Annotated in this window: 12 protein-coding genes and 1 riboswitch; all 12 genes read right to left on the bottom strand. The window is 37.2% G+C overall.

Features of this window, described 5'->3' with window-relative positions; translation table 11 throughout:
- Positions 1-40: 40 nt before the first annotated feature.
- The gene (locus J7S27_02825; GenBank protein QTU83471.1) at positions 41-1,498 is read right to left on the bottom strand and encodes an NCS2 family permease; all 1,458 of its coding nucleotides are present in this window, start codon (positions 1,496-1,498) and stop codon (positions 41-43) included.
- 536 nt (positions 1,499-2,034) lie between these two features.
- On the bottom strand, positions 2,035-3,015 hold the full coding sequence (locus tag J7S27_02820; protein ID QTU83470.1) for a rhodanese-related sulfurtransferase: 981 nt from the start codon (positions 3,013-3,015) through the stop codon (positions 2,035-2,037).
- A gap of 32 nt (positions 3,016-3,047) precedes the next feature.
- Entirely contained in the window at positions 3,048-3,737 is a 690-nt protein-coding gene (locus J7S27_02815; GenBank protein ID QTU83606.1) for an O-methyltransferase, read from the bottom strand.
- Between the two features lie 38 nt (positions 3,738-3,775).
- Complete coding sequence (locus J7S27_02810; GenBank protein QTU83469.1) at positions 3,776-4,294, bottom strand: ECF transporter S component; 519 nt, start codon at positions 4,292-4,294, stop codon at positions 3,776-3,778.
- 64 nt (positions 4,295-4,358) lie between these two features.
- A riboswitch (FMN riboswitch) is annotated at positions 4,359-4,472 on the bottom strand.
- A 13-nt stretch (positions 4,473-4,485) separates the two neighbouring features.
- A complete protein-coding gene (gene ccpA, locus J7S27_02805; GenBank protein QTU83468.1) occupies positions 4,486-5,490 on the bottom strand; it encodes a catabolite control protein A in 1,005 nt (334 codons plus the stop codon).
- Between the two features lie 96 nt (positions 5,491-5,586).
- Positions 5,587-6,240 carry a histidine phosphatase family protein gene (locus tag J7S27_02800; GenBank protein ID QTU83467.1) on the bottom strand — a complete coding sequence of 218 codons (654 nt, stop codon included), beginning with the start codon at positions 6,238-6,240 and terminating at the stop codon, positions 5,587-5,589.
- A 4-nt stretch (positions 6,241-6,244) separates the two neighbouring features.
- Positions 6,245-6,703 carry an SsrA-binding protein SmpB gene (smpB, locus tag J7S27_02795; protein QTU83466.1) on the bottom strand — a complete coding sequence of 153 codons (459 nt, stop codon included), beginning with the start codon at positions 6,701-6,703 and terminating at the stop codon, positions 6,245-6,247.
- Positions 6,704-8,926 carry a ribonuclease R gene (gene rnr / locus J7S27_02790; GenBank protein ID QTU83465.1) on the bottom strand — a complete coding sequence of 741 codons (2,223 nt, stop codon included), beginning with the start codon at positions 8,924-8,926 and terminating at the stop codon, positions 6,704-6,706. It lies immediately after the preceding gene.
- Positions 8,927-8,928: 2 nt separating this feature from the next.
- Positions 8,929-9,660 (bottom strand): alpha/beta fold hydrolase, encoded by a 732-nt coding sequence (locus tag J7S27_02785; protein ID QTU83464.1) that lies wholly within the window; start codon positions 9,658-9,660, stop codon positions 8,929-8,931.
- Between the two features lie 125 nt (positions 9,661-9,785).
- On the bottom strand, positions 9,786-10,433 hold the full coding sequence (pcp, locus tag J7S27_02780; GenBank protein ID QTU83463.1) for a pyroglutamyl-peptidase I: 648 nt from the start codon (positions 10,431-10,433) through the stop codon (positions 9,786-9,788).
- Positions 10,434-10,442: 9 nt separating this feature from the next.
- A complete protein-coding gene (locus J7S27_02775; GenBank protein QTU83462.1) occupies positions 10,443-11,267 on the bottom strand; it encodes an HAD family phosphatase in 825 nt (274 codons plus the stop codon).
- A 255-nt stretch (positions 11,268-11,522) separates the two neighbouring features.
- Complete coding sequence (locus J7S27_02770) at positions 11,523-11,876, bottom strand: DUF952 domain-containing protein (GenBank protein QTU83461.1); 354 nt, start codon at positions 11,874-11,876, stop codon at positions 11,523-11,525.
- Positions 11,877-11,969: the final 93 nt, after the last annotated feature.

The following is an 11,969-nucleotide window of genomic DNA, read 5'->3' as shown; positions in this document are numbered from 1 at the left end:
ATTAGCACTATTTACAAACCAAACATTTTCGATCATCTTTTTAAGCGATTAATGCCAAAATAATGAAGTTAGCAATAAACAATGCGGTAGATAGCCAAACAATTGGATGTATCTCTTTCACTTTTCCACTGACACATTTTACAATAACGTAGAATATAAAACCTGCCGCAATTCCATAAGAAATACTGTATGCAAATCCCATGAACACAGATGCAAAAAATGCGGGTACCGCTTCTTCAAATTTTGTCCAGTTAATATCGGCAAAAGAAGACATCATTAAAACACCAACAATAATTAATGCGGGAGCTGTCGCTGCTGCTGGAACAATGCTCACAAGTGGCGCTGCTAGTGTCGATGCGACAAATAATAACGCGGTCACAACGCTCGTCAATCCGGTACGACCACCTGCACCAATACCGGCTGCAGATTCAACGTACGTTGTTGTATTAGATGTTCCAAACACTGCACCAATAGATGTTCCGATGGCATCGGCAAACAATGCTTTATCCATTTTAGAGCTGAAACCAGAGCCGTTTTCTAAAGCGCGTTCATCTTCTTCGGAGAAAATGCCTGTACGTCGACCTGTTCCAATAAATGTTCCGATTGTGTCAAAGACATCGGATAAACTAAACGCGAAAATAGTTAATAAAACTGTTGGTAATTTTGACGTATCGGAGAACAAGGATAGCAATCCTTCTGAACCAAAAGCGGCACCAAAGGTTGTGCCTAATTCTGAAAAGGCGGTACCGATACCTGTTGCAAAATCAATATGACCAACAGTGACAACACCTGTTAAAATACCGATAACAGTAGTTGTTATAATACTAATTAAAATAGCACCACGCACTTGTTTTACCATTAAAATAATAGTGAAAATAAGACCGAATAAAGCTAGTAATGATGCTGGATTGGTGAATTTTACTAATTCGGGAACAATTCCACCACCAGATACAACAGATTGAACACCGTTGACGGTTGCCGTTGCTTGATAAGGTGCGTTATTAATCGATAAGATTGATCCACTATCGGATAAAAAAGCTAAAAAATTTGCATTTTTAATACCGATATAAGCAACGAATACGCCAATCCCTGCACCAATGGCGTGTTGTAAACTTTCTGGAATTGATTTAATCATGAGTTTACGGATTTTTGTGACGGTAATTAAAATATTAAACATACCGCATAAAAAGACCATGGCTAATGCTTGTTGCCAAGAAAACCCTAGACTAAATACAACGGTAAATGTGAAAAATGCGTTCAATCCCATTCCGGGAGCTAATGCGTAAGGTACATTGGCAAATAGTCCCATAATCAAAGTGCTGATTGACGACGCAATAATAGTGGATAAAAAAACGGCTTGCGACGGCATTCCTGTTAATGACAAAATTGCTGGATTAACAAATAAAATATACGACATTGCGAAAAATGTTGTAAAACCTGCAATAATTTCTGTTGCAACCGTCGTGTTATGTTGCGATAGTTTAAAAAATTTTTCCATAACAGCTCCTTTTTTATTTGAAAACGAACAAACAATTTTAAATCATTTTTGTTTAACGTTCGTTTTTAATCGTTGTTTTTTATGTTACAAATAAATTGTACGACTAAAACACGCTAAAATCAATACAAAAATAGCGAAAACAACAAAAATGTACGGATTTTTGTTTTGAAAGCTTTTGAAATTTATTTAGAAATGATAAATATAGCGATAGTAACACATCATTTACCAAATACTGCAGGAATTATTTATGATACCTTTTAAATCCATAACGAAAATTTCTCGTTATCAACTAATAAAGTCGCTTAATTTTGGATCACCAACACCATTTGACATAGAACAAATTTTAGATCACCAACACCATTTGACATAGCACCCCTTTTATGAACCGACCGTCTATTGCCATAGAGTCCTATTCTGAATCAACTGCCCTATTTGACATAGAGCCCTTTTCTAAATCAACCGCCCTATTTGACATAGAACCCAAACTAAAAGGTGTCGATGGCTTTTTTGTAAGCCATCAACACCAAATCGTATCATTATGCTAATGTTGGTAATTCTTCCCCGATTGCTGCTAAACGTGCAATCACATCTTCTGCTGTTAAGTTGTTTTCTTCAACGTAGCGGTTGCGTGGGTGAACACGACATTCGTGTGAGCAACCACGTAAATATTTATGCTCATTTTCAACAGATGTCAACATTTGACGGTTGCAGTATGGATTTCCACAGTTTACATAGCGTTCACATGGTGTACCGTCAAACCAATCTTTACCAATAATGACTGGGTTAACATGGTTAATATCTACTGAAATGCGTTCGTCAAAGACGTACATTTTACCGTCCCATAATTCGCCTTGTACTTCTGGATCTTTTCCGTATGTTGCAATACCACCGTGTAATTGACCAACATCTTTATAGCCTTCACGTACCATCCAGCCAGAGAATTTTTCACAACGCACACCACCCGTACAGTAAACAACAACACGTTTATCCATAAATTTTTCTTTGTTGTCGCGTACCCATTGTGGTAATTCGCGGAAATTACGAATATCTGGGCGAATAGCACCACGGAAATGACCTAAGTCATATTCATAGTCGTTACGTGTGTCTAAAACAACTGTATTTTCATCTAATAGAGCTTCTTTAAACTCTTGTGGTGATAGGTAAGCACCTGTAGTTTCTAATGGATTAATGTCTTTATCAAAGTCGTTATCTTCTAACCCTAAATGAACAATTTCTTTTTTGTAACGAACAAACATTTTTTTGAATGCTTGCTCATCTTCTTCATCAATTTTAAACCATAAATCACTAAACAACGGATTGGCATGAACGTAATCCATATATTTTTGTGTTGTTTCATAATCACCTGAAACTGTCCCATTGATACCTTCATCGGCAATTAAAATACGACCTTTTAGACCGATTGATTTACAAAATTCTAAATGTTCTTTTGCATATTGTTCAGCATTTTCAATTGCAACATATTTATAGTATAGCAACACTCTAATTTTTTCTGACATTTCTTTTCCTTCTTTCTATTCCTTTTACGGTACTATTGTACACTAGAATCTAATTCAATTTCAATATCATTGAGTTTTTCGCATATGACAATGCCATCGCCTAATGGTAACGTCGTTGTTTTAATGCTTGGATGGTTATTCACCACATCCATAAAACGATTTAACTGACGATGAATTTTACGCACACGTTTTGGTATCGTTGATTCGTCGTCAAATATCGTTGCCCCTTGGAAAACATCGTCTACAATGAGTAGCCCTCCCGTTTTCAAACAGCGTAAACAGAGCGGTAAAAACTCATAATATTTTGCTTTTGCGGAATCCATAAAAATCACATCATATTGTTCGTGTAACGTTGGCAACACATCGGCTGCATCCCCTTCAATGACGGTCATTTTATGCCCATATTCACTTTTTGCAAAATTTTCACGCGCACGTGTAATCATTAAATCGTAACGGTCTATCGTATGAAAAACACCGTCTTCTGGTAAATGCGAAGCTAGCAACAATCCGGAAAACCCAATTGCTGCACCGATTTCTAAAATTTTTGTCGGTTTGACTTGTCCCATTAAAAAATCTAAAAAGACTGCCGTTTCATGAGGGATAATCGGAATACGGCGTTCGTTGGCAAACGCTTGAACCTCACCAAGCAACCCAGTAAATTGACGTTGTTTTTCTCTCAAAAAATGGACAACATTTTCATTTACAATCCATTTGTCCATCATAATATTACGTTGTACTTGTGTTTCTTCCACGCTAACTCCTATTGTTTAAAAATCTGTTTTTGCTTCATCAACATCACACTCACAAACGACTGCAACGTCCCTTTAATCAAATTAAACGGGATAATTGCCGTCATAATGACTGTTTCTAACGAGCCAAGATTCATTTTATAGACGGTGGTGTACATTGGTAGCAATACAAAATAATTAAAAATCGATAGTGCTATCGTTGTAATAACCGTTGATACACTCAATGCAAATAGCCATTTCTTTGTTTTTTGCATGATGAATAAAAATGTACCCGTAAATAAAAATGCGCTCATTAAATTAGCGAACACTCCAATAAATTCAGGATCTTTAATATATAAAAAGACACCTTTTAAGAAAATCGCAATCAGCAACTCTTTAAAACCAAACAATAAACCAATCAACAAAATGAAACTATCACTAAAGTCGATTTTTAAAAATGGTGCTGCTGGTAATATTGGAAATGAAAAGAATGAAGCCACAATGGCTACTGCTAAAATAATAGCGAATGTCGTAATTTTTTTTGTTGACATAATAAATCCTCCGTAAAGGATCTATCTTCAAAACAGATTGTATTCAGTTATAAAACTTAAAACGTTCTGTCTTCTCCCATCCAGACTGTAACTGTCGGTATCAGAATTTCACTGATTCAGCTTGCGCTCGCGGACTTTAACCGCCGGTTAGGAATTTCACCTTACCCCGAAGATAGATCGTATAATATTTTTTAATTTTTTGTTGTTTGACGATGTGTCATTCTAAAAGGTAACAACACTTGTTCTTCAACGTTGTCTTCCTTGTTCATAATTTTTGTTAACAAGCGCATAGCAACGGCACCAATATCATATAAAGGTGGTGTGACACTTGATAATTGCGGACGAACTAAACGCGTTAATTTAGAATTATTACTTGTCATAATTTCTAATTCTTCTGGTATTTTCACACCACGTTCAATTGCAGCATTTAAAATCCCTACAGCAATTTCATCATCGCTGACAAAAACCGCTGTTGAATTGCTCGCTAATAAATGCGATACAATTTTTTCACCTGATTTGTATGTGTATTCTGACTCAACAACTAACGTTTCATCATATGGCAAATTCACTTCTTGCAACGCTTTTTTGTATGCTTTTAAGCGATATGTGCCATTGATTTGTTCTGCCAACGGTCCCGAAACAAAACCGATACGTTTGTTTCCGTTAGCGGCTAACGTTTCAATTGCTGCTTTAATGGTTTCAACCATATCCACATGTACACTTGGCACTTGTTCTTGTGGGTCAACTAAACCCGCTAAAACAACAGGTGTTTTAGAGCGTAACATTTCATTACGCATTTCTTCACTCAAGTCATAACCCATGTAAATGATACCATCAACTTGTTTCGCCAATAGTGCATTTAAAACTTGCAATTCTTTTAATGGACTTTGATCTGAGTTTGCTAAAATAATATTGTATTTATACATTGACGCAATGTCATCAATCCCACGCGCTAATGATGAAAAGTATAGGTTTGTAATATCTGGAATAATCACACCGATGGTTGTTGTACGTTTGCTAGCTAAGCCACGCGCAACTGCATTCGGTCGATAGTCTAGACGATCGATTACATCTAATACTTTACGTCTAGTTGCTGCTTTAACATTCGGATTGCCATTGACTACCCGTGATACAGTAGCCATTGAGACGTCAGCTTCTCTTGCTACGTCATAAATCGTAATGACTTCTTTACTCATAAAGATACCCACTTTCATTCAGTTTACAACATTATAGCAAAAGTTTGTGAAAATGTAAACGTTTTAAACGTTGTATTTTCTGCCCTTTTCTGAAAATCATTTTTCTAAATAAATGAAATGATCCACACCGTTAAATTTATTCAATGTAAACTGTCCATTTTCATACGTTACCTCGGTAACACTCGCATTACTTAATGGCCCTCGAAACGTATGTTCGGGTAAAATTGCCGATAACATAATATTTAGTGCCAACCCATGACTCACCACTAAAATCGTTTTATCCGTATCTCGATATTGCTCAATTAGTTTGTGCAATCCTTGGTAAATACGTAACCAAAACGCCATGTAGTTTTCGGAATCGCCACTGGGATCTAGCGCATGCATGTTATCCAACAATTTTTTCTTGGCATCGTCGTCTTTACCCGACATTTCAATCACTTTTGGCCATATATCCTTAACGGGTAGCCCTTCAAAGTGTCCAAAAAAGACTTCTCTAAATTCGTACATTGGCACAATCGTCAAATCAGATGATACTTTATTTTCTGACAAAATAATATTGGCTGTATCAATGGTGCGCTGTAAATCACTTGTATACACCGCATCAAATTTAACGTGTGCTAGCCCTCTACCACTTGCGTGACAATCCGTAACACCACTTTGTGTGAGTGGTGCATTAGACCATCCTTGCATGCGTTCATATTTATTTAAGTACGTTTGTGCATGTCGCATAAATATCAATTTTACGCCCATTAAACTATCTCACTTTCATCATTCTATCCGTTTCACGTTTTAAGTCTTTTTGTTTAATCGCTTCACGTTTGTCGTAATTCTTTTTCCCTTTGGCTAAACCGATTAAACATTTGGCATACCCATCTTTAATATAGACTTTTAACGGTACAATTGTATACCCTTCCGTTTTGACATCCTTTTCCAAACGGATAAGTTGCTGTTTTCTTAATAATAATTTACGTGTACGCAACGGATCATGATTAAAAATATTACCTTGTTCAAAAGGACTAATATGCACATTATGTAAAAACAGTTCTTGATTTTTCATTTTCGCAAAACCATCTTTTAAATTGATTTTACTTTGACGAATCGACTTGATTTCCGTACCGGTTAGCACCATTCCCGCTTCAAACGTATCGACTATTGTATAGTCGTGGCTTGCTTTCCGATTTGTCGCAAAAACGTTTCCTTCTCCTTTTGGCATTTATCTTCTCCTTTTTTGTCGTGACTTAGCAAATTTTTTCATTGTCTGTTTTTTTGATTTGTGTCGGCTGTTATCTTTTTTCTCTTTTTTATCCGTCACAAATACAAAATCAATATCACGTTGTTCAACGTCAACTTTTGTCACCGTTACTTTCACTTTTTGACCAATTTGGTACGTTTGACCCGTCCGTTGCCCAATGAGTAACATATGATTTTCAACGAACTCGTAATGATCGTCTTTCATTTTAGACACATGCACCAATCCCTCAATCGTATTGGGTAATTCAACAAACACGCCAAATCGAGTGACTGAACTGACTACACCTTCAAACGTTTGGTTGATTTTATCCAGCATGAACTCTGCTTTTTTCAACGCATCAACATCACGCTCTGCTTCTACCGCTTTACGTTCCATCACCGAACTTTGATGCGCAATAGCCTCCAACTCTCCCACAAAACTGTCTTTTTGTTCTTTGGTTGGTCGTTTTGTAGCATATGCTTTAATAAAGCGATGGACGATTAAGTCGGGGTAACGACGAATTGGTGATGTAAAATGGGTGTAAGTGTCGGTTGCCAACCCAAAATGCCCTAGTGGTAAATTGTCGTAGCGTGCTTGCTTCATGCTACGCAATAACATTGTAGACACCACCGCTTCATACGGCTGATTTTCCACTTTTGTCAATACTTGCTGTAATTGCTTGGATTGTACCGTTGCACTTTGCCCTTTCATCATCACACCAAAATTGGTGACAAATTCCATAAACCGTTGCATTTTTTCTTCTGCTGGTTGTTCATGCACACGATAAATAAATGGCAATTTAGCATCAATATAATGTTTAGCCACAGTTTCATTAGCGCATAGCATAAACGATTCAATCATACGTTCCGCTAATCCACGTTCACGTAACACAATATCAAGTGGCTTGCCATCTTCGTCCACAATAATTTTTGATTCTTTCGCATCAAAATCAATGGCACCACGTTTAAAGCGTTTGTTGTATAACGCATAGTGTAATGTTCGCATGTTTTCCAGCATGTCTAAAAACGGTGCATACTCTTCACGTGCATTTTTATTATGCTCTACAATCGCCATATTGACACGTTCATACGTCATGCGTTGTTTTGATTGAATCACACTTTCAAAAATGTCATGCGATACAACTTGTCCACTACTATCAATGACCATCATACACGTCAACGTTAAACGGTCAACGTGTGGATGTAGCGAACAAATTCCATTGGATAGGCGTTGCGGTAACATCGGCACAACACGATCTGTTAAATACACACTGGTTGCACGTTCATAAGCTTCTGCATCTAACGGCGAATTTTTCGTCACATAGTGCGATACATCTGCAATATGCACCCCTAATTCAAAATGACCATTTTCTAAAACACGTAAAGAAATCGCATCATCTAAATCTTTGGCATCGGCACCATCAATCGTAATAATGTCTAAATGGCGTAAATCACGACGCTTTTTAATGTCTGCTTCCTGAATTTCTTGAGGAATAGCATTTGCCTGTTCTAGCGTATCTTGTTTAAACGTTGTTGAAATACCAAATTTATACAAGATTGATAAAATATCCACACCTGGCTCATCTTTATGCCCAATTTCTTTAACAATGACACCCGTTAATTGACTGGATTGTTCGCTATTTGGATACGTTAAAATATCGACTAATACCATCATGCCCATGACAGACGTCATACCATTTGTCGTCACAAAACACGTTAAATGATTTAATTTTTTATCACTTAGTATCACATAACCAACATACCCTGTTTTGTCAATCAGTGATTGCGTATACGGTACAAATTCTCCCACAACAGTGGTGTAGGCACGTGTTTGAACATCTGTAATCATGCCTTCAGCGGATTTATCTTGATTGGCAGATTTCGTTATTTTTAATGTTACCGTATCGCCTGACATCGCTGTTCCGGTCTGCCCTTTAGGAATGAACACATCATTATCTAAACCGTCAACCGTTACAAATCCAAACCCTTTATCATTTGCGCGGTAGAGACCAGTATACGTTTGCTTTTTTTGTGGTAAACTAACCTTTCCATTTGTCAAAAAAACAAGCACTTTTTCTTCTTCTAGCGCGGCAATCGTTTTGACTAATGTTTTATAATCGGCAGATGACACCACAGCCAAACGTTCAGCAAGTTGATGCATCGTAAGCGAACCTTGTTGTAATTCACTTAATATTTGTTCTTTCATGACTAGCTCCAATCTAAAGTTTCAATAAATGCCGTCAGCTTTTGTAACAATTCTTTTCTGTATGGTCCAACTGTAATGGCGTGTTTTCCATTTTCAAACGTATGTAATTCAACGCTTGTAAAATGAATGGATTTTGCTAAACGTTCGCCCGTATCGATTGGAATCAACTCATCTTTAAGTGATTGTGCAATAAATACAGGAACGTCAATGTTGTTTAAATTGCCATGAACGTCATAAGAAAGAGTTGCCATCGCTTCTAAATGATGCGTTGCCCCTTGTCTCATGCGCTCTAAATAGACTTGTTTTTCACCAAACACTTGTTGATACATGCTATTAGCGTACGTCACAAATTGATTGACAATTGGCTGACTATCACTTAACGGAATCGGTGAATTAAACGATCCACCACCGACAATACCCGGAATTTTTTGCGTTAAAATGTCAAGCGCTAATACACCACCTAACGATAACCCAAAAATCGCAATTTCATCATACCCTTTATCATTTAATTGATGAATTTCATCTTTGATGGCATCACGATAGTCGAACATATTATATTTCAAAATATTTTGCATATCGCGTGTTCCATGACCAGGTAGTGTTGGCATACACACTGTATAACCTAACTTATTCAATTCTATTCCAATTAATTGGACATCTACATAAAAACTAGTATAGGCATGTAATAAAATTAACGCACGCCCGTTTGTCCCTTCTAACATAACTGTTTGCATTTCAAAACCTCTTCACTCTATTTTCTCCATTATACTATAATTTTCATGACTTTTCTGATATTTATACTTTGTTACGCGCTCCAATCACGAAAACAAAAAATCGGTCTCAATCGAAACCGATTCTTTTAGTGCGTTGCACCACCGACAATTTTTGCATCTGCTTTATTGGCGTATGCCACAATTGTTTCTATACACGTTGTTAATCCAGCAATCATCATCTCTAATGACATAGACGGTTGTGCTGGTTTATCTAGCACTTGACTTGGTAAATACGGAATATGTATAAATCCCGCTTTTGCATTTAATTGTTTTTTATTGATGTAATACAGCACTTGATACATGACATGGTTACACACAAATGTGCCTGCACTATTTGATACGCTTGCAGGTATGCCTTTTTTCAGCATATTTTCAACCATCGCTTTAATTGGTAACGTTGAAAAGTATGCGGCATCGCCATCGCCTTGAATCGCTTCATCAATGGGTTGCTGATCAACATTGTCACAAATTCGAGCATCATCTACATTGATGGCAACACGTTCAGGCGTAATGGCCGTTCTTCCGCCTGCCTGTCCAACACACACCACCACATCCGGCTGAAACGTGTCTATTTCAGAAAATATGACGTTGGCACTTTCGTGAAAAACAGTCGGAATTTGTATCGTTTTCACAGTTGCATCAGCAATTGTTGTCGGCAAAGCGCGCACCGCTTCCCACGCAGGATTAATGCTTTCTCCACCAAATGCGTCAAATCCGGTCACTAAAATTTTCATAAATCACCTCTATAACTTTCCATTATCCACTAAACGATTGATCACATGCGCGACTCCATGTTCTTCATTAGATAACGTCACATACGTTGCCATCTCTTTAATGTGTTGGCTAGCATTGCCCATTGCTACACTCACTCCGGCAAACGACAACATCTCCAAATCGTTGTTTGCATCGCCAATCGCCATTACTTCTTCTGGTAAAATGTTTAATTTTTTCGCCAAATCAGCTAAAGCGCTCGCCTTATTCACACCAAACGGCATCGTTTCAAAAATATAATCTTGTGAACGAACAACGGAAAAACGCTGTGCCAATTGTGCTTCAAACTGCGCTTGAAAATCGTCCAACACGTCTGAGTTTTCTAAAAACATGCCTTGAAACATGGTATATTTACCGCTAATCGCTTCATCAATCGAAATAACTGTTGGTTTTAAACCGACAATATTGCAATCTTTCCACACGAATGCGTTCGCTTCTTCTTCCACAACAAAATAGTGTTCGTCGTCAAACAACGTTAATTGCGCCTTTGTTTGTTTGGAAATAGCGTATAAAAACAGCATATCGTCTTTCGTTAATTGGTGCCACGACACCATATCCCAATTTTTTGTATAATGCGTCGAACACCCGTTGCTAATAATGGCATACTCATCTGTATCGTTGGATAAATTTAGTTGTGCGACATACGGTTTAACACCTGCTAACGCACGTCCCGTACAAATCACGACTTTATATCCTGCGTTTATCGCACGGCGTATCGCATCAATTTCTTCTTGATGCAACGTCTTATCTTCACTTAGCAATGTCCCATCCATATCAATGGCAATTAGTCGTATCATAGAAATTCTCCTTTTTTCGTGTTAGGGGTTTATAAAGAGTTCTAGGGGTGTGTAACAGAATAACTTGGTCGGATACCCCTTACCATCTCGTTCAAGAACGCTTGTCGCTTTTGGGCGATCAGCCTAAATGTCTTACTATGTTTTTAAGCCAACCTGTCGTCTTGCTCTTAAAAACTGTCGCAACTTGTAACGATTATACCATTTTTTGTACTATCTTTCGTCACAACTATATCGATTTTATTCTCTTACTAACTTTTATCTATCTGCTATATTAGAAAATTCGGGATTTTTGATGTAATTTCCATTGTCATCTTTTAAAAATGGAAGGACAGCGACAACAGCATCATTGTTCATCAAACCATAGACATGTGGATAAAACCGACCATAATTACCATCATCTTCATAACGCACTTCAACGTTTACTAACGTTTCATCAATGCAAAGTAGTACCAATTCCTCTTGAACATTTTTAAAATTCGGAGCGACACGCCAAAAATATTCAATTGGTGAACAATGAATAAAACCGTCTGATGCTATATTTCGTCTACCCCACTGTTTTTTACTTTTTCTTTCTTCCCAATCAGATTTTTTCATGCAATGTAAAATCATTTTATCTCCCAAAAGCACCTAATTTATCTTTATTATATCACTTTTCAGTACCGTTCCATCACAACGTTAATACCGCTTTGACAGACATTTAAT

Source organism: Carnobacteriaceae bacterium zg-C25 (assembly GCA_017945845.1).
GTDB lineage: Bacteria > Bacillota > Bacilli > Lactobacillales > Aerococcaceae > WM01.
This window is presented reverse-complemented; position numbering and strand designations above follow the sequence as displayed.